Source organism: Streptomyces sp. NPDC090088, from assembly GCF_044747345.1.
Taxonomy (GTDB): domain Bacteria; phylum Actinomycetota; class Actinomycetes; order Streptomycetales; family Streptomycetaceae; genus Streptomyces.
In genome coordinates this window covers 194,247-216,416 of sequence record NZ_JBIVDZ010000007.1, presented here as the reverse complement: position 1 = coordinate 216,416, position 22,170 = coordinate 194,247, and the positions used below count along the sequence as shown (strand labels likewise).

The window sequence follows — 22,170 nt, the reverse complement described above, 5'->3', positions numbered from 1 at the left end:
GAGTGTCACTGACTCGTCGCTGTGTTCGCGGACCCCCAGGCCCGGGCCGGTCAGATGAAGCCGGTCGGCAGGTACTGGTCGACGTTGTCCTTGGTGACCACGGCCGAGTAGAGCGTCACCGAGGACGGGATCTCGAACTCGGCGAGGCCGCCGACGCCCTTGCCCTGGGCGAGCGCCCGGGCCAGGTCGATGGCGGAGGCGGCCATCGTCGGCGGGTACAGGACGGTCGCCTTGAGCACACCCTTTCCGGCCTTGATGGCGTCCATCGCGGACTTGGCCCCCGCGCCGCCGACCATCAGGAAGTCGTCGCGGCCGGCCTGGTCGATGGCCCGCAGCGCGCCCACACCCTGGTCGTCGTCGTGGTTCCACAGGGCGTCGAACTGCGGCTGGGCCTGCAACAGTTGCGCCATCTTGGCCTGGCCGGACTCGACCGTGAAGTCGGCCGCCTGGCGGGCCACCTTGCGGATGTTGGGGTAGTTCTTCAGTGCGTCGTCGAAGCCCTTGGTGCGCTGCTGGGTCAGTTCGAGGTTGTCGAGGCCGGCGAGTTCGACGACCTTGGCGTTCTTCCTGCCCTTGAGCTGCTCGCCGATGTAGTGGCCGGCGTTGAGCCCCATGCCGTAGTTGTCGCCGCCGATCCAGCAGCGGTACGCCTGCGGGGAGGCGAAGACGCGGTCCAGGTTGACGACGGGGATGCCGGCCTTCATGGCCTGGAGACCGACCTGGGTCAGTGCCTTGCCGTCGGCCGGCAGGATCACCAGGACGTCGACCTTCTTGTTGATCAGCGTCTGGATCTGGCCGATCTGCTGGGCGATGTCGTTGGAACCCTCGGTGATCTCCAGCGTGACGTCGGAGTACTTCTTGGCACGGGACTTGGCGTTGTCGTTGATGGCGTTGAGCCAGCCGTGGTCGGCCTGCGGGCCGGCGAAGCCGATGGTGACGGCCTTGCCCGGCTTGTCGTCCGCGACCGGGGCGTTGTCCGCGGCCGCTTCCTTGTTCTTGGGGTCGTTGCTGGTACAGGCCGTCAGCAGCGCACCGGCGGACACGGCCGCGGTGCCGAACAGCAGCGCTCTGCGGCTGGTGGCGGGGGTTCTGGGCATGGCGGATCGACCCTTCGACTGGGCGGTGTGTGTCGGATGGAGGCTGTGGGGGCCGGACGGCGGTGTCAGGGGCCGCCGTCCGGCGGTGTGGGGCAGAGCGTCGGGTGGCGCCGGCGCGTCAGGCGTCGCCGTGCGGCGAGCGGCGCTGGACCAGGACGGCGGCGACGATGATGGCGCCCTTGGCGATCTGCTGGACAGCGGTCTCAAGGTTGTTCAGGGCGAAGATGTTGGTGATGGTGGTGAAGACCAGCACTCCGAGGACGGAGCCGACGATGGTGCCGCGGCCGCCGCTGAGCAGGGTGCCGCCGATGATCGCGGCGGCGATGGCGTCCAGCTCGTAGAGGTTGCCGTTGGTGTTCTGGCCCGACCCGGCGAGCACGATCAGCATGAACGCGGCGATTCCGCAGCACAGTCCGGACAGCAGGTACAGATACAGACGCTGGCGGCGGACGTCGATGCCGGCCAGGCGTGCCGCTTCCGCGTTGCCGCCGACCGCGACGGTACGGCGGCCGAACGTGGTGCGGTTGAGCAGCAGCCAGCCGATGACGGTGACCGCGGCGAATATCAGGACCAGGGGCGGGATGCCGAGGACGTAGGAGTCCCTGGCACCGAGATCGAGCACGGATCCGACGGTCACGATCTGGGTGGTGCCGCCCGTGATCTGCAGCGCCAGGCCCCGGGCGGAGGCGAGCATGGCCAGCGTCGCGATGAACGGCACCATCCTGCCGTAGGCGATCAGCAGACCGTTCACGAGACCGCAGCCCACGCCGACGACCACAGCGGTGAAGAGGATGCCCGCGAAGCCGAAGTCCTGTGTGGCCACCGTCGTCGCCCACACCGAGGCGAGCGCCACCATCGCGCCGACCGACAGGTCGATCCCGCCGCTGGTGATGACGAACGTCATGCCGACGGTGACGACGCCGATCACCGACGCCTGGGTGAGGATGAGTTGCAGATTGCTCGTCTTCAGGAACTCGTCCGGTGCGGTGATCCCACCGACCGCGACGAGCACGGCGAGGACGCCGAGCAGGGACAGGGTACGCACGTCCCCCCACCCGCCCAGTGGCCGGCGCGCTCCCGAACCCTCCTTGTCCGCCGCGGCCTTGGCGGTGGACGTCGGCGCGTCCTTGTGTGCCGATGCGGCCGGCTGCGTCATGACGTCGGGCTCCCTTCCATCACAAGATCGAGTACAAGGTGCTCGTCGAGCTCCCGGGCGTCCGCCGTGTGTACGACGGTGCCTTCACGGAGCACCAGCACCCGGTCGGCGAGCCCCAGGACTTCGGGCACCTCGCTGGACACGAGCAGTACGGCCAGACCCTCGTCGGCCAGGCGGCGGATCACCGTGTAGAGCTCCGCCCGGGCACCGATGTCGACACCCCGGGTGGGCTCGTCCAGCAGCAGCACCTTGCAGCCGCGCAACAGCCAGCGTGCGAGCACCGCCTTCTGCTGGTTGCCGCCGGACAGCGTCCTGATCGCGGCATCGGGATTGTCGGGCCGCAAGGACAGCTCCCGGACCGCCTGGTGCGCCGCTGCTCGCTCGGTACGCCCGTCGAGCCAGCCCGCGCGGGCGAACCGGGACAGGGTGGAGATCGAGACGTTGCTGCTGACGGACTCCAGCATGAGCAGGCCCTGGGCCTTGCGTTCCTCGGGCGCGAGGCCGATGCCGGCCCGCACGGCGGCCCGGACGCTGCCGGGACGCAGCGGCGTGCCGTCGACGAGGACACGACCGCCGTCGGGCTTGCGCGCCCCGTAGACCGTCTCCAGGATCTCGCTGCGCCCGGAGCCGACGAGTCCGGCCAGGCCGACGATCTCACCGGGCCGCAGTTCCAGATCGACGGGCGCGAACTCCCTTCGCCGGGTGAGTCCTTCCACCCTCAGTACCGGCTCCCTCCCCTCGGCGAACCCGGCCTCGGGCCGCTCGGGAAAGACGTACTCCACATTCCGCCCGGTCATCAGGGCCACGACCTCATGGGTCGGAGTCGACTTGGCGGGCAGACCGTCGGCGACCGACCGGCCCTCCTTCAGAACCGTTACCCGGTCTCCGATGCGCCGGATCTCCTCCAGGCGGTGGGAGATGTAGATGACGGCGACACCCTCGGCCGTCAGGTCGCCCACGATCCTGAACAGGTTGTCCACCTCTTCGGGGTCGAGGGCCGCCGACGGCTCGTCCATCACGATCAGCCGCACGTCGTGGGAGAGTGCGCGGGCCATCGAGACGATCTGCTGCTGCGCCGCGGACAGTTCACCGACGAGCCGTGCGGGATCGATCTCCGCGTGCCCGAGGCGCTTCAGGAGTTCCGCGGTCGCCGTGCGGGCGGCCGAGCCGCGCACGACGAACCCGGCGGAGGTCGGTTCGTGTCCGAGGAAGACGTTCTCCGCGACGGACAGCCCCTCGATCAGGTCGAGTTCCTGGTAGATGGTGGCGATGCCGAGACGCATGGCGGCGATCGGCGATCCCAGGGTCACGGGCTCGCCCTGCCAGGTGATCTCACCGCCGTCGGGCTGGTGGGCTCCGGCGAGCACTTTGATCAGGGTGGACTTGCCGGCGCCGTTCTGGCCGAGGAGGCAATGGACTTCGCCGGCCTGGACGTCGAGGTCCACACCGTCCAGGGCGCGGACGCCCGGGAAGGACTTGGTGATGCCGGACATGGTGAGCAGGGGTGGTAGTGGTGCCATGAAGAATCCCCTCGGCGGATGCGGGCCGTGAGTGGGCAGGCTGAACAGGGAGTTCGGGTGTGCGGGCAGCTCCAGGGAGCCCCAGGCGTCGTGCGTGCCGGGGCGTACGGGTGGTGCCGGAGAGGGCCTGACGGCCATGCGGTCGGCGCGGTGGCCGGACCAGGTCACCGAAGCGTCATGGAGTGGTACAGCGCGCTAGGGGGTTGAGGTGGCGGCCCGGGATTGCGGCCATGCCATGGGATTGCGGCGATGCCATCGGATCGCGGTGGCATTCGGGATGATCTGTATCCGGTCAGGCAGGCGAGAAGACGTGATCGCTGATGAGCCGGGCCGCGCCGATGACTCCGGCGTTCGGCCCCAACTCGCCCAGCACGATGGGCAGGTTGCGGGTGGCAAGCGGCAAGGACTGCTGGTACACCTGGGTCCGGACACTGGCGAGCAGCGTGTGGCCGAGCCCGGTCACACCACCGCCGATCACCACCAGGCCGGGGTTGAAGAAACTGACCAGTCCGGCGATGACCTGGCCCAGGCGCTTCCCGCCCTCCCTGATCAGTTCGAGAGCCACCGGGTCGCCCGCCACGGCGGCTGCCGACACGTCCGCGGCGGTCAGCCGCCCGGCCGCCTCCAGCCGGGCGGCAAGCTCCGGCGACCGGCCCGCTCGCGCGGCCTCCTCCGCGTCACCGGCCAGCGCGGCACCGCTGAAATGCGCCTCCAGACAGCCTCGGTTGCCGCACGCACAAGCACGGCCTCCCGGTTCCACCGGAATGTGCCCGATGTCTCCGGCGCTGCCCGTCGTCCCCCGGTAGACCTCGCCACCGACCACGATCCCGCAGCCGATGCCGGTGCCGATCTTGATGCACAGGAAGTCACGCGCGGAACGTGCCACGCCCGCGTGCTGCTCCCCCACGGCCATCAGGTTCACGTCGTTGTCGACCATGACCGGACAGCCGAGTTCCTGGCTGAGCGCCTCCCGCACCGGGAAGCCGTCCCACCCCGGCATGATCGGAGGCGCGACCGGCACACCTTCCGGAAAGCGGACCGGCCCCGGGACCCCGATGCCGGCGCCGTCGAAACCCTCCACGACACCGGATGCTTTGAGCTTGGCCGCCATCGACAGCACTTGCTCGAAGACCGCCACCGGCCCTTCACGGACGTCCATCGGATGGTTCAGGTGCCCCAGGACCTCCAACTCCGCGTTCGTCACGGCCACATCGATCGACGTGGCACCGATGTCGACACCGAGGAAACGCAGCGTCGGCGCGAGCCTGATGTTGTGCGAGCGTCGCCCGCCCCGTGAGGGGGCAAACCCGTCCGCGACAACCAGCCCCGTCTCCAGCAGCCGGTCCACCTCGACAGCCAGCTTCGAACGCGACAGATCCACCAGGTCACCCAGTTGGGCACGGGAGTTGGACCCGCCGTCACGCAGCAGGCGAAGCAGCCGCGCCTGATGCGTGTTCTCAGGTCGAGCAGTCATGCGTCTCACGAACCCCTCCCCTCGTCCCAGGCTGGGGCCCAGGCCTCTGTCTGCGTCGGCAAAGTCCTCTGGCTTCAGGAAGGAACGTAGCAGCGATTTGCCAAACCGTGAAGAACTTAGGAGCGAAACGGATCCGACTTTTTCCACCCGGAGGACAAAGTCTGGGTGGAACTCCCTTCGGAGCCACAGCGCCGCCGGCGCCGGCCGGAACCGATCGACGTGCGTTCTTGAGGCACGAACACACGGTCGGGGTGGCCGAGGACGGAGTACGCCTGGCTTGGTGATCATCCGTACCGCCGCAGTAGGGCGGGAAAGGGGTGTTCGACGGCGGCCCATGCTGTGGCCGGTCAGGTTCCCCGGGCCGGCGAGCGGGACGCGTCACTGGATGGACGGCGACATCGCCGGCGAGGGCGACGGCTCCTGCGCGGGCTCGGAGTCGGTGTTCGCAGTAGCGCTCATGGCAGGTCCGCCGTCTCACGGATCTCTCACACAGTCAGTGCGAAGAGGTGGACCGTACGCCGCTGACCTGGACGGATTGGACTCAGCGGAATCCCGTGGACCCTGAAAGTCGGCCAGTAAACTTGGAGCATGGATCTGCCGGTGATGCCACCCGTGAAGCCGATGCTCGCCAAGTCGGTGGCGACGATCCCGCCGGACATGCAGTACGAGGCGAAGTGGGACGGCTTCCGCGCGATCGTGTTCCGGGACGGCGCCGAGGTGGAGCTCGGCAGCCGCACCGGGAAGCCGTTGACCAGGTACTTTCCCGAGCTGGTGGCGGCGCTGAAGGAGCGGGTGCCCGAGCGGTGCGTGCTGGACGGGGAGATCGTGATCGCGCGGGAGGGCCGGCTGGACTTCGACGCGCTGACCGAGCGGATCCATCCGGCGGACTCCCGGGTCCGCACGCTCGCGGAACGCACGCCCGCCTCCTTCGTCGCCTTCGACCTGCTTGCGCTGCACGACGAGTCCCTCCTCGACGTCCCGCTGACCGACCGCCGCGCGCTGCTCGCCCGGGCGCTGGCCGACGCGACCCCACCGGTGCATCTGGCGCCCGCGACGACCGATGTGGAGGTGGCCCGACAGTGGTTCGACCAGTACGAGGGGGCCGGTCTCGACGGGGTCGTCGCCAAGCCCCTCACGCTGCGCTACCTCCCCGACGAGCGGGCCATGTTCAAGGTCAAGCACGAGCGGACGGCCGATGTCGTGGTGGCGGGCTACCGCCTGCACAAGAGCGGCCCGGTGGTGGGCTCGCTGCTCCTGGGCCTGTACGACGACCGGGGCGCCCTCCAGCATGTGGGCGTCTCCGCCGCGTTCCCCATGAAGCGGCGCGCCGAGCTGATCGAGGAGCTGGAGCCGCTGCGCATGGCGGACGCCTCCGGGCACCCGTGGGCGGCCTGGACGGAGGAGGCCGCCCATGAGTCGGCCCGGCTGCCCGGCGCGCCGAGCCGCTGGTCGGGCAAGAAGGACCTGTCCTGGGTGCCGCTGCGGCCGGAGCGGGTGGCCGAGGTGGCGTACGACCACATGGAGAACGGCGCCCGCTTCCGGCACACGGCCCGCTTCCGCCGCTGGCGCCCGGACCGCACACCGGAGAGCTGCACCTACGCCCAGCTGGACGAACCGGTGCGGTACGACCTCACGGAGATCCTCGGGTCGTAGCACCCGTCCCCGCCCCCGCCCACCCCTGGGCGCGATCGAATTCGACCGGGTATGGCCACCGATGAACCGATGAGCCCACAATCAAGGGGACGAACGGGGGGAACGGTGGGCATGCGACACAGGGCGCCGACGCGCCGGACGGCGCTCACGGCGGCACTCACGGCGGCCGTCCTGACGGCCTCTCTCACAGCGGGCTGCACCCGCCACGGCACGACCGACGACAACCGCGCACCCGCGCCCCGCGGTACCACCCCGGCGCCGAGCGAGCCGAGCGCCGCCGGCTCCGTCCTGGCCGTGAAGATCGACAACGTCTCCGCGGCCCGCCCCCAGACCGGACTGGACTCGGCGGACGTGGTGTACGCGGAGCAGGTGGAGGGCGGCCTCAGCCGGCTGATGGCGGTGTACGCCACCAAGCTGCCCAAGGTCGTCGGCCCGGTGCGCAGCGCCCGCGAGTCCGACCTGGAGCTGCTGCGCCAGTTCGACCACCCGACCCTCGCCTTCTCCGGAGCCCAGCGCAGACTGCTGCCCCTGATCGACAAGGCTCCCCTGCTCCCCGAGACACCCGGCCGGAAGTCCGCCGCCTTCTACCGCGGCACGGACCACCCCGCGCCGCACAACCTCTACCTCCGGCCTGCCGAGCTTCTGCCCGAGACCCCCGGCCGAGCGGCGCTCACCACCGGCTTCCACTACGGCCCGGCCCCGGCCGGCGGCACGGTCACGGCCGCGCGCACGGTGCGCTACCCGGCGGCCCGCTTCACCTTCACCTGGTCCGCCGACCGGCACCGCTGGCTGGTGTCGATGGACGGCACCCCGGCCCGGACCACGGCCGGAACGCGGCTGGCCGCCGCCACGGTCGTGGTGCAGTACGTGCGGGTGACCCCGTCCACGTATCACGACGTGCTCGGCAACTACACGCCGTACACCGAGACCGTGGGAACGGGGAAGGCCGAAGTGCTGCGGGACGGCCGGTCGTTCGAGACCACGTGGTCACGGCCGGCTGCCACGGACGGTACGACGTTCACCGGCGCGGACGGCAGTCCGGTGGACTTCGCCGCCGGCCAGGTGTGGGTGGTGTTCGCGAAGGCCTAGGGCTCGTGCCCTAATCCTGTTGACCGCCCTCGGCGGGCAGTGCTGGAGTCGGCACGTGGACAGCATCCCCGCCAACCGGCGGCTCTGGAACCGGATCAGCAGCGCCTACCAGCACGAGCACGACCCGCAGATCGGCGCCGCGCCCCGGCTGTGGGGCATGTACTCCATCCCCGACGCGCACCTGCACGCCTTGGGCGACGTCACCGGCAAGCGCGTCCTCGAACTCGGCTGCGGCGCCGGCCAGTGGTCCAGGGCGCTCGCCGCCGAGGGCGCCACCGTGGTCGGGCTCGACCTGTCCGAGGCCCAGCTCGCCGCAGCGGCCCACGCGATGGGAGCGGTCCGCTACCCGCTGGTGCAAGGCGCCGCCGAGCGACTCCCCTTCGCCGCCGACAGCTTCGACCTGGTCTTCTGCGACTTCGGCGGGCTCAGCTGGGCGCCCCCGCACCTGGCCGTCCCGCAGGCCGCACGCGTCCTGCGCCGAGGCGGGCGCCTGGTGTTCAACGTCGCCAGCCCCTGGTTCGAAGCCTGCTACGACGAAGCCGCGGGCCGCGTCACCACGACGCTGCGGCAGGACTACTTCGGGCTGAACACCATCGCCGAAGTCGACGGCGCGACCAGCTATCAGCTCACCTACGGCGACTGGGTCAAGGTGCTGCGCGGCGCGGGTCTCGTCATCGACGACCTCATCGAGCCGCGGCCCGAACCCGGAACACCCAACGGCTACAACGAAACCGACCCACCCGACTGGGCACACCGCTGGCCGGCGGAACTGCTCTGGGTCACCCAGAAACCGTAAGTTCCGCCGGATTGCGCAGTCCCTCCGCCGCGTCCGCGACCCGGCGGATCAGATCGAAGAACTGGCTCTGCTCCTCGGCCGAGAGCGGGGCCAGGAAGACCTGGTTCATCCGGGCGGTGCGCACGGTGAGCTTGCGATGGGTGCGCAGCCCGTCGTCGGTGAGACGCAGCAGCGAACGGCGGCCGTCCTGCGGGTCGCGCACCTTGTCGACGAGTCCGCGCCGGCCGAGCCGGCTGATGACCTCCGCGATGGTCGACCGGTCCAGGCCCACCCTCTCCCCCACGGTGCGCTGGTCCAGCCCCGGCTCGGCGACGAGCGCGTTCAGGACGGCGAACTGCGGCGAGGTGATCTCCTCCGAGACCATCGTGTTCCACAGCAGGTAGTGGGCCTGCTGAAGCCGCCGGGCCAGGTGCCCGGGGTGGGTGGTGAGGTCCACCGCCGCCATATGCCCTCCCATGGTCCGAATTCGTTGGTGCACTGAACGATACCCGCAGTCACCCATCCTGTCTGTACACCCGTCTGCCATCACCCGAGGTCTTGACGGGTGGCGACACCAGTGGCAGCGTGGCAGACATCTCGCTGAAATACTCAGTGCCCTGATTAATTCGCTGAGAGATGAGGCTGCACGGATGGACAAGGTGGTCGCCACGGCCGCGGAAGCGGTGGCCGATGTGCCGGAGGGCGCGTCGCTGGCGGTGGGCGGGTTCGGGCTGAGCGGTGTCCCGGGCGTGTTGATCGAGGCGCTGTACCAGCGGGGGGTGGGTGGCCTGGCGGTGGTCTCGAACAACTGCGGGGCGATGGACACGGGGCTTGCCGTGCTGCTCACCGCAGGACGGATCACCCGGGTGACGGGGTCGTACATCGGGGGGAACAAGGAGTTCGCGCGGCAGTATCTGGCGGGTGAGCTGGAGCTGGAGCTGATCCCGCAGGGGACGCTGGCGGAGCGGCTGCGGGCCGGCGGTGCGGGGATCCCGGCCTTCTACACCCCGGCGGGGGTCGGGACGCAGGTCGCGGACGGCGGGCTGCCGTGGCGCTACGACGGCTCCGGCGGGGTGGCTGTGGCCTCGCCCGCGAAGGAGGTGCGGGACTTCGACGGCACCGAGTACGTCCTGGAACGCGGGATCCGCACCGATTTCGCGCTGGTGCGGGCGGCGAAGGGTGACCGGCACGGGAATCTGGTCTTCAACAAGTCCACCCGCAACTTCAACCCGCTCGCGGCGATGGCCGGCAAGGTCACCATCGCGGAGGTGGAGGAGCTGGTGGAACCCGGGGAGATCGATCCGGACGCGGTGCACCTGCCGGGGATCTTCGTGCAGCGGGTGGTGGCCCTCACTCCCGAGCAGGCGGCGGACAAGAAGATCGAGCAGCGGACGGTGAGCAGCTGATGGCCTGGACGCGTCAGGAGATGGCCGCGCGGGCGGCCCGTGAACTGCGGGACGGGCAGTACGTGAATCTGGGGATCGGGTTGCCGACGCTGATCCCGAACTATCTGCCGTCCGGTGTCGAGGTGATCCTCGAATCCGAGAACGGGATCCTGGGCACCGGCCCCTACCCCACCGAGGACGCGGTCGACCCGGACCTGATCAACGCCGGGAAGGAGACCGTCACGGTCCTTCCCGGGGCCTCCTTCTTCGACTCGGCGCTCTCCTTCTCCATGATCCGCGGCGGGCACATCGACGTGGCCGTGCTGGGGGCCATGCAGGTCTCCGCGAACGGGGACCTGGCCAACTGGGCGGTTCCCGGGAAGCTGGTCACCGGGATCGGCGGGGCGATGGACCTGGTCCACGGCGCCCGCACGGTGATCGTGGTGATGACGCACACGGCGAAGGACGGCTCGCCGAAGATCCTCACCGAGTGCGCGCTGCCCCTGACCGGGAAGGCGTGCGTGAACCGGATCATCACGGATCTCGGCGTGATCGACGTGACCGACGCGGGACTCGTCCTCGTCGAGACCGCGCCCGGCGTGGGTGTCGAGGAGATCGTGGCCCGGACCGACGCGAAGCTGACTGTCCCGGAGGCTCTGCTGTGAACACGGTGTACATCGTCGATGCGGTCCGCACGCCGATCGGCCGCTACAACGGCGCTCTGGCGTCGGTGCGTCCCGATGATCTGGCCGCGCACGCGATCCGAGGGCTCCTGGCCCGCACCCCGGCCCTGGACCCGGCCCGGATCGAGGACGTCTACTTCGGCAACGCCAACGGCGCCGGCGAGGAGAACCGCAACGTCGGCCGCATGGCCGCCCTGCTCGCGGGCCTGCCCACCAGCGTGCCGGGCGTCACCGTCAACCGGCTGTGCGCCTCCGGGCTGGAAGCCGTCATCCAGGCCGCCCGCGCGATCGCCGCCGGAGACGCCTCCATCGCCGTAGCCGGCGGTGTCGAGTCCATGACCCGGGCGCCGTACGTCCTGCCGAAGAACGACCGGCCCTTCCCCGCCGGGCACGCCGAGCTGTACTCGACCACGCTGGGCTGGCGGATGGTCAACCCGAAGATGGACCCGCAGTGGACCATCCCCCTCGGAGAGTCCGCCGAACGCATCGCGGACAAGCACAAGATCAGCCGGGAGCAGCAGGACGAGTTCGCCCTCGCCTCCCACCAGAAGGCAGCTGCCGCGCAGGAACAGGGCCTGTTCGACGCCGAACTGGCACCGGTCGCCATCCCCCGGCGCAAGGGCGACCCGGTCGCCTTCGCCGCCGACGAATGCGTACGCCCGGACGCCTCCCTCGCCGCCATGGCCAAGCTCAAGCCGTCCTTCCGCACGGAGGGCGGCACGGTCACCGCGGGCAACGCGTCCCCCCTCAACGACGGCGCGGCCGCGCTGCTCCTCACCGACGAGGACGGCCTCAGGACGCTCGGCCGGGAACCCCTGGCCCGGGTGTCCGCGACCGGTGTGCACGCGCTGGACCCCGACTACTTCGGGCTCGCCCCGGTCGAGGCCGTCAACCGGGCCCTGGCCAAGGCGGGCAAGACCTTCGCCGACCTCGATGTGCTGGAACTCAACGAGGCGTTCGCGGCGCAGGTGCTCGGATGCGTTGCCGAGTGGCCGGAGTTCGATCCTGCGGTGCTCAATCCGCAGGGTGGGGCGATCGCGTTGGGGCATCCGCTCGGTGCGTCGGGGGCGCGGCTGGCGGGGACGGTCGCGCATCAGCTGGCGCGACGTGGCAGCGGGACCGGTGTCGCCAGCCTTTGCATCGGCGTCGGCCAAGGGCTCGCGCTTGTTCTTGAACGGTAGACGGGCCGTGCGCACCTGCGGGTTGCGTCGTGGCTGGTCGCGCAGTTCCCCGCGCCCCTGAAGGGGCGCTCACACCTAGGACTTTCTATGACACTCACCCAGGCAGACATCGACCTCGAAATCGCCGCCGAGCATGCCGCCTACGAGAAGGGCGTCGCCGAGGGTGCCCCCGTCGAGCACCACCCCCGGCGGGACTACGCCCCCTACCGGTCCTCCGTTCTCCGGCATCCGAAGCAGCCCCTGGTCGCCATCGACACGGCCAAGGACCCGGAGCTGGTGGAGCTGCACTCCCCCGCGTTCGGGGAGCGGGACATCACGGGGATAGACAATGACCTGACCGTGCAGCACAGCGGTGAGCCCGTGGGTGAGCGGATCACCGTCTCCGGGCGGCTGCTGGACCGGGACGGGCGGCCGGTCCGGGGGCAGCTGGTCGAGATCTGGCAGGCCAACTCGGCGGGCCGCTACGCCCACCAGCGCGAGCAGCACGACGCCCCGCTGGACCCGAACTTCACGGGTGTCGGCCGGACGATCACCGATGCCGACGGCGGTTACCGCTTCACCACCATCCAGCCGGGCCCCTACCCCTGGCGCAACCACGTCAACGCCTGGCGCCCGGCCCACATCCACTTCTCGATGTTCGGTACGGCGTTCACGCAGCGGCTGGTGACACAGATGTACTTCCCGAGCGACCCGCTGTTCCCGTACGACCCGATCATCCAGTCGGTGACGGACGACGCGGCCCGGCAGCGGCTGGTCGCGACGTACGACCACAGCCTGTCCGTGCCCGAGTTCTCCATGGGCTACCACTGGGACATCGTGCTGGACGGCCCGAACGCCACCTGGATCGAAGAAGGACGCTGACCTGCCATGACGAAGATCGACACGAGCAGCCCGGAGAGCGTGCTGCCCACCCCGTCGCACACGGTCGGCCCGTTCTACGGCTACGCGCTGCCGTTCCGCGGCGGCGAGGAGATCGCGCCCCTCGGGCATCCGGACACGGTCACGGTCCACGGGTACGTCACGGACGGCGAGGGCGACCCGCTGCCGGACGCGCTCGTGGAGCTGTGGGGCGCCGACCCCGACGGGAACCTCCCCACGACCGACGGTTCGATGCGCCGCGATCCGGCGACCGGTGACCACCTCGGCCGCAACGGTGTGGAGTTCACCGGCTGGGGCCGGATCCAGACGGACGCCGACGGGCACTGGTACGCGCGGACGCTGCGGCCCGGCGCCCGGGGCGCCGGGGCGCCGTACATCAGCGTGTGCGTGTTCGCGCGCGGGCTGCTGGTGCACCTGTTCACGCGGATCTACCTGCCGGGCGACGACGCGGCGCTCGCCGCCGACCCGCTGCTCACCCGGGTGGGCGAGCGGCGCGACACGCTGATCGCCGCCGACGAGGGCCGGGGGACCTACCGTTTCGACATCCGCCTTCAGGGCGAGGGCGAGACGGTCTTCCTGGAGTTCCAGTGACACCAGCTACGTACGGCGGCGGTGACGCCGGGCTGCTCGGTCCCGGGTGGTCCGGTTCCGCCGCCGCGACCGCGACGAGCGACGGCGCCTATCTGCGGGCGCTGCTCGACGCGGAGGCGGCCCTCACCCGTGCCCAGGCGGCTCTCGGGCTGGCCCCGGACGCGGCCGCCACGGCCGTGGGCGAGGCGGCCGACCCCGGCCGCTTCGACGTCGGTGCCCTCGCCGAGCGCGCCCGCGCGGGCGGCAACCCGGTCATTCCGCTGGTCGCCGATCTGACGAAGGCGGTCGGCGCGGAGTACGGGCCGTACGTCCACCGGGGTGCGACCAGCCAGGACATCATGGACACGGCGGCGATGCTGGTCGCCGCCCGCACCCTGGACCTGGTGATCGCCGACCTCGATCGCACCGCACGAGGGCTGGCCCGGCTGGCCGCCGAGCATCGCGACACGCCGATGCCGGGACGCACGCTCACCCAGCACGCCGTACCGACGACGTTCGGGCTGAAGGCGGCCGGCTGGCGTTCGCTGGTCCTGGACGCCCGGGACCGGACGGCCCGGGTGCGCGCGTCGCTGCCCGTGCAACTCGCGGGCGCGGCAGGCACGTTGGCCGCCTTCGGAGCGTACGGCGGCACGGACCCCACGGCGCTCCCCGAGGCCTACGCCGGTGAACTCGGCCTGGCCGCCCCGCTCCTGCCCTGGCACACCCTGCGCACGCCGGTCGCCGATCTCGCCGGGTGCCTCGCCTTCACGGCCGGCGCCCTCGGCAAGGTCGCGGTGGACGTGCTGACCCTGTCCCGTACCGAGATCGGCGAGGTCGCCGAGGGCAGCGGGGGCGGTTCGTCGGCGATGCCGCACAAGGCGAACCCGGTGCGGTCCACGCTGGTCGCGGCCGCGGCCCGGCGGGCCCCCCAGCTCGCGGCCGTCCTGTACGGGTCGCTGGTCGCGGAGGACGAGCGGCCGGCCGGTGCCTGGCACGCCGAGTGGGAGCCGTTGCGGGACCTGCTGCGGACGGTCGGGGGCGCGGCCCGGGACGCGGCGGAACTGGCGGAGGGGCTGCGGGTGCACCCGGAGGCGATGCGCCGGCACCTCGGTCTCACCGGCGGACTGATCGTCTCGGAGCGGCTCGCCGCCGAGCTGGCCCCCGTGCTCGGCCGGGCCCGGGCGAAGGAGCTGCTCACCGAGCTCGCCCGCCGCACCCACAGCGAGCACCGCACACTCGGTGAACTCCTCGCCGAGGAACCCGGGTTGAAGGACGTCGACCTCGACGACCTCACCGACCCCGCCCGCTACACCGGCTCCGCCGGTGCCCTCACCGACCGTGCGCTGGAGCGACGTTGACAAGTGAACTGCTCGATCACCGTGCCGAGGGACCGACTTCCGCCTCCCCTCTCCTCCTCGGGCCGTCGCTCGGCACCTCGTACGCCCTGTGGGACGCGGTGGCGCCCGAGCTGTCGATCGGCCATCGGGTGGTGCGCTGGAACCTGCCCGGGCACGGCGGTTCGGCGCCCGGTCCGCTCAAGGCGGGCGCGACGGTCGGTTCCCTCGCCGACCTGGTGCTCGCGCTGGCCGACTCGCTCGGCATCGACCGGTTCGCCTATGCGGGTGTCTCGCTGGGCGGGGCCGTGGGACTGCACCTGGCCGTCCACCACCCGGACCGGCTCGACAGTCTGGCCGTGATCTGCTCCTCGGCCCACTTCAACGGGTCCAGGCCCTGGGAGGAGCGGGCCGAGCGGGTGCGCCGGGAGGGCGTGGAGTGGCTGGCGGAGAACGCGGGCACCCGCTGGTTCACGCCCGGTTTCAGCGTGCCGCGGCTGGTCGAGGACCAGCGGACGGTGGATCCGGAGGCGTACGCCGCCTGCTGCGACGCGCTGGCCGCCTTCGACCTGCGCGACCGGCTCGGCGAGATCGCCGTACGCACCCTGCTGATCGCGGGCCGGCAGGACCCGGCGACCCCGCCGCCGCATCTGCGGGAGATCGCGGACGCGGTGCCCGCGTCGACGCTCGTGGAGCTGCCGAACGCCTCCCACCTGGCGCCCGCGCAGTGCCCGGAAGCCGTTCTCACCGCGCTCCGCTCCCACCTGGACGGGGGCGCCAGGCGAGGCATGGCGGTCCGCCGCGAAGTGCTGGGCGACGCCCACGTCGACCGGGCGCAGGCCCGCCAGACGCCTTTCACGGCCCGCTTCCAGGACTTCATCTCGCGCTACGCCTGGGGCGAGATCTGGACCGACCCCACGCTCTCCCGCCGCGAACGCAGCATGATCACCCTGACCGCGCTGGTCGCCCACGGCCACTACGACGAGCTGGCCATGCATGTGCGGGCGGCCCGGCGCAACGGCCTCACGCCGGAGGAGATCGGCGCGGTGCTGCTGCAGACGGCCGTGTACTGCGGGGTGCCCGCCGCCAACTCGGCGTTCGCGACGGCGCAGCGGGTGCTGGCGGAGGAGGAAGGGTGACACTGCCGGGGACAGGCACAGGAGGGGGCGCTGTGCCTACGGTGGGGGCATGTCGACCATCCTGATCACGGGTGCCACCTCCGGGCTCGGCCGGTACGTCGCCTTCGAACTGGTCCGCTCGGGCCATGTCGTCCTCGCACACGGCCGCGACCCCGACCGTACCGAGCGGCTGGTCGAGGAGCTGCGCACCGAGGGCGACGCCGAGGCGTTCGTCGCGGACCTGGCCTCGCTGGCGCAGGTCCGCGAGCTGGCCGCGCATGTCGCCGACGCGCATCCCGACCTGGACGTGCTGATCAACAACGCGGGCGTGGGCGCCGGTACGCCCGGCTCGGGCCGCGAGTTGAGCGCCGACGGCCACGAACTCCGGCTCGCCGTCAACTACCTGGCCCCGGTCGCCCTGACCCGCGCCCTCCTCCCGGTCCTGCGCGCCGACGCCCCCGCCCGCATCGTCAACGTCGGCTCGGCCGGCCAGGAACCCCTCGACTTCGACGACCCCGAGTTCACCCGCGGCTACCAGGGTTTCGCCGCGTACTGCCGAGCCAAGTTCGCCCTCGCGGCCCATACGTTCACCCTGGCGGAGGAGCTGGCGGGCACGGGCGTGGCCGTGAACGTCCTGCATCCCGCCACTTTCATGGACACGGCTATGGTGAGGGAGGGCGGCGTAGCCCCCTGGAGCACGGTGGCCGACGGCGCCCCTGGCGTACTGGCCCTGGCCACCCAGGACTTGGGAACGGGCGGCTACTTCGACGGCACGAGCCCGGCCCGGGCCCACGAAGCAACGTACGACCGAGAGGTACAGAAACGCCTCTCAGCGGTAACCGATCAACTCCTCGCCCTGTAGCGCGCCCCGAAGGGGCGCGGGGCTGTATCAATGTGCGGCTCCGCCGCGTGGGCGCGACCAGCCCCCACCCACCCGCACCCCGCAACGCACCCGTCAACGCAACCCCCGCCCGGTATCCAGCACCTCCCGAGCCTGAGCGACCAACCCGTCCGCCCCACACGACCGAGCCAACGCAAGCCCCCTGTTCAACTCGGCCACCGACCGCGCGGCGATCCCGTACTCCACCCGAGCCGCCGCGTGCTCGTACTGGCACGGCGAGGCCTCCAGATACGCCACCGCCTGCGAAGCCAGCCGCACCTGCCGCTGCCCGGTCTCCAGCGCGGCAGCGCACCGCAGCGCCTCCCCGATGGCGGTGTCCGTGCCGAACCGCTCCGCCTGCCGCCGCGCGTCCGCCGCCAGCCGGGCCGCCCGGACCGGGTCCTCGCCCGAGAGGGCCCGGGCGAGGTCGAGCGCCCAGGGCACCACCACGGGGTTGAAGTGGCCGCGCGCGGCGGCCGCCTTCTCCGCCGCCTCCAGTTCGTTGACGGCCTCGTCCGTGCGGCCGACGGCGAGCAGCAGCCGGCCGCGTACGGACCGCGGGTCCGGCATCACGATGGTGGAGGGGTACGGCGGTGCGAAGCCGTACTGCTCGGCGGTCTCCCAGGCCTGCGCGACATGGCCGCGGGCGAGCAGCGTGTCGACGAGGTTGCAGGTGGCGGTCCAGTACAGGGGCAGCCGTCGGCCGACCCGCTCGGCGATCCGCAGGGACTCCCGCAGGGAGGTCTCCGCGTCCCGCAGCCGGCCGCGCCTGCGGTGCCCGAGGCCGACGTAGGCATGGGCGAGGGCCAGGTGGCCGCCGCTCCAGCCGGCGGACTCGTAGGCGCGCAGGGCCTCGTTGTACAGGCTCTCCGCGCGGTCGAGGCGGTCGGTGTAGACGTAGGAGTTGGCGAGCATCAGCAGCAGCTCGATGCCCCACTCGGTGTCGGTCCAGCCGAGTCCGGGGGCGAGCCGGCCGTTGACCAGGGCGCGGTCGCAGAGTTCGACGACCTCTTCGGCGCTCTCGCCCTGGATGAGCAGGTCGAAGCCGCGCAGCATCAGCAGGGCGCGCTCGGAGTTGTCCCGGCCGGTGCAGGTGGCGGCGAGGGCGGCGAGGCGTTCGGAGCGGCGGGCGGAGACGGCCTCGCCGGCGATGCCCTCCCACATGAACTGGACGGCCTGGAGCCGGAGTTTCGGGGGTCCGTCCTCGTGCCGGGCGGCCTCCGCCTCGACCGTGCGGACGGCCTCCTCCAGCTGGTCGTTGTGGAGCAGTGCCTGGGAGAGGCGGAAGACGGCGTCGACGCGTTCGGCGCTGTCGAGGCCGGGCATGCCGAGCGCGCTCTGCAGGTGGTCGATGGTGACGGCGGGCTTGGTGAGCAGGGTGGCGCAGCCCAGTTCGTAGAGCACGCGCGCGTGGACCTCGGGTACGGGCGGTTCCAGCAGGGCGCGTTCGAGGCAGCGGCGGGCCGCGTCCGGGGCGCCGACGGCGAGGTGTTCCTTGGCCGCGTCGCGCAGCTGCTGGACGAGTTCCTCGTCGTCGTCCGGGTGCACCTTCAGCAGGTGGCGGGAGGCTTCGGCGATGCCCCGGCCGTCGTCGATGACGATCTGCGCGGCGATGCCGTGCATGGCGGTGCACATCGCGGGCGGGATGGAGTTGTAGACGGCGGTGGCGATCAGCGGGTGGACGAACTCCAGGTCGCCGGCGTGGGGCCGGGAGCCGGCCGGGTCGGGCGCGGTGAGGATGCGGGCGGCGCAGAGCAGTTCGGCGCAGCGCTCCGCGTCCTCGACGGTCATGGTGGCGAGCTGGGCGACGAGGTCGACGGAGATGCCGGTGCCGAGGATGGCGGCGGCCCAGGCGAACCGGGTGGCGTCGATGCCGAGGCCTTCGAGGCGGGTGACGAGTCCGCCGCCGCGCGCCGACCGGTTGAGGGCGCGCAGTTCGCCGGCCCGGGCCTCGACGGGTTCGACCTCGCTGTCCTGGACCTTGGCGAGGAGTTCGACGGTCTCGTAGGGGTTGCCGCCGGTGACGGCCCAGACCTCGCGGCAGAACGGGGCGTCGGCGTGTGCGCCGAGGGTGGCGCGGGTGAGTCCGGCGGTGGCGTCCGGGGTGAGGGCGCTGAGGGTGTGGGCGGGGTGTCCGGCCGCGGCGGCCACGGCGTCGAGGTAGCGGGCGCTGTCGCCGGTGACCTCGCCGGGGCGGCGGGCGACCAGGACCAGGACGGGGAGGTCGTCGAGGCGTTCGACGAAGGCGGCGAGCCAGGCGAGGGTCTCCTGGTCGGCCCAGTGCGCGTCGTCGATCAGCAGGACCAGCGGCCACTCGCGTTTGGCGAGCCGGCGGACGGCGGCGACGAGGCCGTCGCAGACGCCCTGCGGGTCGGCCCGACGGTCGCCGGGGTCCGTGATGCCGAGGGCGGGGCCGGCGATCTCGTACCAGTCGCCCAGGTATTCGCGGGCCTCCTCGGGCATCAGGGAGACCAGGGCGGGCTGGAGCAGCTGCCGTACCACGTTGAAGGGGACGCTGCGCAGGGTCTAGCCGCCGCGGGCGGACCAGACGGTGCAGCGGCGGCGCTCGGCGATCCGCCGGGTCTCGGCCAGCAGCGCGGTCTTCCCGATCCCGGCCTCGCCGCGCAGGACCAGCAGGTTGCCGGCGGTGGAGTGGTCGGCGCACAGGCTGTCGAGCGCCTCGGTGATGGCGGCGAGCTCCGAGTCGCGCTCCCAGAGGGGAGCCGCGGCGCCCCCTGGGGGCTGTTCCTCCGTCATCCCGCTGCCTCCCCAAGTCGCCCGAACGACGTACAGACCACGAGCGTAGCCGTCCTGTTGGCTGTCCGGAGGCGGGTCCGGGCAGCTGTTGCCGTGACGGGTGAAAGTGGGTGCGACGGGGCGACGCGGTACGCCCCCGACCTGCCGGTGTGCAGCGGACGGACCGTCAATGGGCAGGAAAATGGACCTGATTTTCGAAGATCGCGCGGCACCGGAGCGGAACCGGTCGCTCCGGGCGCTGGCGGCCGGAGCGGTGGGCAACTTCATCGAGTGGTACGAGTTCGCCGTCTACGGCTATTTCGCGACGGTCGTCGCCGAGCGGTTCTTCACCCCGGCGGGCGGCAGCGCGGCCGAGGGGCTGGTACGGACGTACGCCTCGTTCGGGCTGGCGTTCTTCTTCCGGCCGCTGGGCGCGGCCCTGTTCGGCCGGCTGGCCGACCGGCTGGGGCGGCGGCCGGTGCTCATCCTGGTGGTCGCGCTGATGACGGGCGCGACCACACTGATCGGCGTGCTGCCGACGTATGCGCAGGCCGGCGCGTTGGCGCCCTGGCTGCTGACGTTCCTGAGGGTGGTTCAGGGGCTCTCGGCGGGCGGGGAGTTCGGAGGCGCGGTGGCGATGCTGACCGAGTTCGCGCCCCCAGGGCGGCGGGGGCTGTACGGGGCGTGGCAGTCGTTCACGGTGGCGCTGGGGCTGCTGGCCGGGGCCGGGCTGGCGGCGGGGCTGGCGACCGCCCTGACGGAGGCCCAGCTCGGCTCCTGGGGCTGGCGGTTGCCGTTCCTGCTGGCGCTGCCCCTGGGGCTGCTCGCGCTGTGGCTGCGGGTGGGGCTGGAGGAGACTCCGGAGTTCCGGGAGCCGGCCGCGGGATCCGCGCGGGTGCCGGCCGGGGCGATCGGGCTGGCCGTCGGACGGGTGATGGGCTGGTCGGCGGCCGGGTACACCTTCCTGGTCGTCCTGCCGTCGTATCTGCAGACCGCGCTGCACACCGGCTTCCGTACGGCGCTGCTGGCGACCGCGGTGGCGAACCTGGGCTTCGCGGCGGCGATCCTCCCGGCGGGGCTGCTCAGCGACCGGGTCGGGCGGCGGCCGGTGATGCTGACGGGCGCCGCCCTGGTGGTCGTGCTGGCCCTGCCGCTGCTCCACCTCCTCCAGGACGCGGGGGTCCCCGCCGGGGTGAAGGGCGCGGCCCTGTGCGGCGCGGGCGCGGTGGTGGGGCTGATGGCGGGGCCGGGGCCCGCGCTGCTCGCCGAGATGTTCCCGGCACGGGCGCGCTGCACGGGCCTCGGACTCGCCTACGCCTTGTCCAATGCGGTGTTCTCGGGCTGCGCGGGCCTCATCATCACGGAGGCGGTGAAGCGGACCGGGAACCTCGACGTCCCCGGCTACTACGCGGCGGCGACCTGCGCGGTCAGCGTGCTGGCGCTGCTCCGGCCGTGGACGCGGAAGGCGGGTTGACGCGGTGCTGGTGATCGGTCTGATGTCCGGGACGTCCTACGACGCGGTCGACGCGGCGGCGGCCGAGCTGCGGCTGCTGGACGGCACGCTGCTGCTGAAGCCGCTGGGCATGGTGAGCACCCCGTACGACGACGAACTGCGGGAGTCGCTCGCCGGAGCGCTGCCTCCGGCGGCCGTACCGCTGGCGCGGGTCTGTCTGCTGGACACCCGGATCGGGCAGGCGTTCGCGGCGGCGGCCGCCCGGGCCGACCGTGAACTGTGCGGCGGACGGGCCGAGTTGGTCGCCTCGCACGGGCAGACGGTCTACCACTGGGCGGAGGGCGGCCGGGTGCACGGCACCCTGCAGCTGGGGCAGCCGGCCTGGATCGCGGAGGCGACCGGCCTGCCGGTGGTCGCCGACTTCCGGCCCCGGGACGTGGCCGCCGGGGGGCAGGGCGCTCCCCTGGTGAGCCTGTTCGACCTGCTGTGGCTGCGCGGCCGGCCGGGCACGCCGGTGGCGCTGAACATCGGCGGGATCGCCAACCTCACGGCACCGGACGGCACCGCCTTCGACACCGGTCCCGGGTGCGCGCTGACGGACGCGGCGGCCCGGGGGTTCACGGGCGGGCGGCTGGCGTACGACGCGGACGGGGCGCTGGCGGCGCGCGGCCGGCCGGACGGGCCCCTGCTGGAGCGGCTCCTGGCGGAGCCGTACTACGCGCTGCCCGCGCCGAAGACCACCGGCAAGGAACTGTTCCACGCGGACTACTGGCGGGCCGTCGAGGAGCTCTCCGCCGAGGACGCGCTGGCGACCCTCACCCTGCTCACCGCCCGGACGGTGGCAACCGCCGTCCGGGACCTCGGCGCCACGGAGGTGATCGCCTCGGGCGGCGGCACCCGCAACCCCGCCCTGATGGCCGTGCTCCGCGCCGAACTGCCCGGCACCCCGGTCCGCGCCTCCGACGAACTCGGCCTGCCCGCGACGGCCAAGGAGGCCTACGCCTTCGCACTCCTCGGCTTCCTCACCGCCCACGGCCTGCCGGGCACCGCCCCGACCGCCACCGGCGCCCGCCACCCGAGCATCCTCGGCTCACTCACCCCGGGCCGCGACGGACTGCGGCTGCCGCCACGGGCACCGGCTCCGCCGGTGCGGCTGCGGATCGAATGACCGCCCGCGCGTCACCTCA

General features: G+C 72.0%; 18 protein-coding genes and 1 pseudogene. 13 read left to right on the top strand and 6 right to left on the bottom strand.

Going from position 1 to position 22,170, the window contains the following annotated elements:
• Positions 1 to 50: 50 nt before the first annotated feature.
• The 4 genes from ACIPSJ_RS31940 to ACIPSJ_RS31925 form a co-directional block, all read right to left on the bottom strand.
• Positions 51 to 1,097: a substrate-binding domain-containing protein gene (locus ACIPSJ_RS31940; protein WP_359213695.1), complete on the bottom strand. Its 1,047-nt coding sequence runs from the start codon at positions 1,095 to 1,097 to the stop codon at positions 51 to 53.
• 118 nt (positions 1,098 to 1,215) lie between these two features.
• Positions 1,216 to 2,253, bottom strand: a complete 1,038-nt coding sequence (locus ACIPSJ_RS31935) for an ABC transporter permease (protein WP_359213698.1) — start codon at positions 2,251 to 2,253, stop codon at positions 1,216 to 1,218.
• Positions 2,250 to 3,773 (bottom strand): sugar ABC transporter ATP-binding protein, encoded by a 1,524-nt coding sequence (locus ACIPSJ_RS31930; protein WP_401351552.1) that lies wholly within the window; start codon positions 3,771 to 3,773, stop codon positions 2,250 to 2,252. Before ACIPSJ_RS31930 ends, ACIPSJ_RS31935 begins: the two co-directional genes overlap by 4 nt.
• 292 nt (positions 3,774 to 4,065) lie before the next feature.
• The gene (locus ACIPSJ_RS31925; protein WP_359214102.1) at positions 4,066 to 5,247 is read right to left on the bottom strand and encodes an ROK family transcriptional regulator; all 1,182 of its coding nucleotides are present in this window, start codon (positions 5,245 to 5,247) and stop codon (positions 4,066 to 4,068) included.
• A 588-nt stretch (positions 5,248 to 5,835) separates the two neighbouring features.
• Between ACIPSJ_RS31925 and ACIPSJ_RS31920 the strand changes: the two genes are divergently transcribed.
• The 3 genes from ACIPSJ_RS31920 to ACIPSJ_RS31910 all read left to right on the top strand — a co-directional run bounded on the left by ACIPSJ_RS31920 (position 5,836) and on the right by ACIPSJ_RS31910 (position 8,785).
• Positions 5,836 to 6,900 carry an ATP-dependent DNA ligase gene (locus ACIPSJ_RS31920; protein ID WP_401351135.1) on the top strand — a complete coding sequence of 355 codons (1,065 nt, stop codon included), beginning with the start codon at positions 5,836 to 5,838 and terminating at the stop codon, positions 6,898 to 6,900.
• 111 nt (positions 6,901 to 7,011) lie between these two features.
• Positions 7,012 to 7,989 (top strand): DUF3048 domain-containing protein, encoded by a 978-nt coding sequence (locus tag ACIPSJ_RS31915; RefSeq protein ID WP_359213704.1) that lies wholly within the window; start codon positions 7,012 to 7,014, stop codon positions 7,987 to 7,989.
• Positions 7,990 to 8,044: 55 nt separating this feature from the next.
• The gene (locus tag ACIPSJ_RS31910; RefSeq protein WP_401351133.1) at positions 8,045 to 8,785 is read left to right on the top strand and encodes a class I SAM-dependent methyltransferase; all 741 of its coding nucleotides are present in this window, start codon (positions 8,045 to 8,047) and stop codon (positions 8,783 to 8,785) included.
• Here ACIPSJ_RS31910 and ACIPSJ_RS31905 read toward each other — a convergent pair.
• Positions 8,769 to 9,230 carry a MarR family transcriptional regulator gene (locus ACIPSJ_RS31905; RefSeq protein ID WP_359213709.1) on the bottom strand — a complete coding sequence of 154 codons (462 nt, stop codon included), beginning with the start codon at positions 9,228 to 9,230 and terminating at the stop codon, positions 8,769 to 8,771. The two genes, ACIPSJ_RS31910 and ACIPSJ_RS31905, sit on opposite strands and share 17 nt — an antisense overlap.
• 184 nt (positions 9,231 to 9,414) lie before the next feature.
• Between ACIPSJ_RS31905 and ACIPSJ_RS31900 the strand changes: the two genes are divergently transcribed.
• From ACIPSJ_RS31900 to ACIPSJ_RS31865, 8 genes are all read left to right on the top strand, one after another.
• Positions 9,415 to 10,170, top strand: a complete 756-nt coding sequence (locus tag ACIPSJ_RS31900; RefSeq protein ID WP_359213712.1) for a CoA transferase subunit A — start codon at positions 9,415 to 9,417, stop codon at positions 10,168 to 10,170.
• The gene (locus ACIPSJ_RS31895; RefSeq protein WP_359213715.1) at positions 10,170 to 10,814 is read left to right on the top strand and encodes a CoA transferase subunit B; all 645 of its coding nucleotides are present in this window, start codon (positions 10,170 to 10,172) and stop codon (positions 10,812 to 10,814) included. The genes ACIPSJ_RS31900 and ACIPSJ_RS31895 overlap by 1 nt, the downstream gene beginning before the upstream one ends.
• Positions 10,811 to 12,013: a thiolase family protein gene (locus tag ACIPSJ_RS31890; protein WP_401351130.1), complete on the top strand. Its 1,203-nt coding sequence runs from the start codon at positions 10,811 to 10,813 to the stop codon at positions 12,011 to 12,013. The genes ACIPSJ_RS31895 and ACIPSJ_RS31890 overlap by 4 nt, the downstream gene beginning before the upstream one ends.
• 87 nt (positions 12,014 to 12,100) lie before the next feature.
• On the top strand, positions 12,101 to 12,874 hold the full coding sequence (pcaH, locus tag ACIPSJ_RS31885) for a protocatechuate 3,4-dioxygenase subunit beta (protein WP_355720577.1): 774 nt from the start codon (positions 12,101 to 12,103) through the stop codon (positions 12,872 to 12,874).
• A gap of 6 nt (positions 12,875 to 12,880) precedes the next feature.
• On the top strand, positions 12,881 to 13,483 hold the full coding sequence (gene pcaG, locus ACIPSJ_RS31880; protein ID WP_401351128.1) for a protocatechuate 3,4-dioxygenase subunit alpha: 603 nt from the start codon (positions 12,881 to 12,883) through the stop codon (positions 13,481 to 13,483).
• On the top strand, positions 13,480 to 14,820 hold the full coding sequence (pcaB, locus tag ACIPSJ_RS31875) for a 3-carboxy-cis,cis-muconate cycloisomerase (protein WP_401351126.1): 1,341 nt from the start codon (positions 13,480 to 13,482) through the stop codon (positions 14,818 to 14,820). Before pcaG ends, pcaB begins: the two co-directional genes overlap by 4 nt.
• Entirely contained in the window at positions 14,817 to 15,935 is a 1,119-nt protein-coding gene (gene pcaC / locus ACIPSJ_RS31870) for a 4-carboxymuconolactone decarboxylase (protein WP_401351125.1), read from the top strand. Before pcaB ends, pcaC begins: the two co-directional genes overlap by 4 nt.
• A gap of 49 nt (positions 15,936 to 15,984) precedes the next feature.
• Positions 15,985 to 16,776 (top strand): SDR family NAD(P)-dependent oxidoreductase, encoded by a 792-nt coding sequence (locus ACIPSJ_RS31865; protein WP_401351123.1) that lies wholly within the window; start codon positions 15,985 to 15,987, stop codon positions 16,774 to 16,776.
• Positions 16,777 to 16,869: 93 nt separating this feature from the next.
• Here ACIPSJ_RS31865 and ACIPSJ_RS31860 read toward each other — a convergent pair.
• A pseudogene (locus tag ACIPSJ_RS31860) lies at positions 16,870 to 19,551 on the bottom strand (ATP-binding protein).
• Between the two features lie 181 nt (positions 19,552 to 19,732).
• On the opposite strand from ACIPSJ_RS31860, the gene ACIPSJ_RS31855 reads away from it, so the two are divergent.
• Positions 19,733 to 21,004, top strand: coding sequence for an MFS transporter (locus ACIPSJ_RS31855; RefSeq protein ID WP_401351121.1), 1,272 nt, complete (start codon positions 19,733 to 19,735; stop codon positions 21,002 to 21,004).
• A 4-nt stretch (positions 21,005 to 21,008) separates the two neighbouring features.
• Complete coding sequence (locus ACIPSJ_RS31850; RefSeq protein WP_401351120.1) at positions 21,009 to 22,151, top strand: anhydro-N-acetylmuramic acid kinase; 1,143 nt, start codon at positions 21,009 to 21,011, stop codon at positions 22,149 to 22,151.
• Positions 22,152 to 22,170 lie beyond the last annotated feature (19 nt).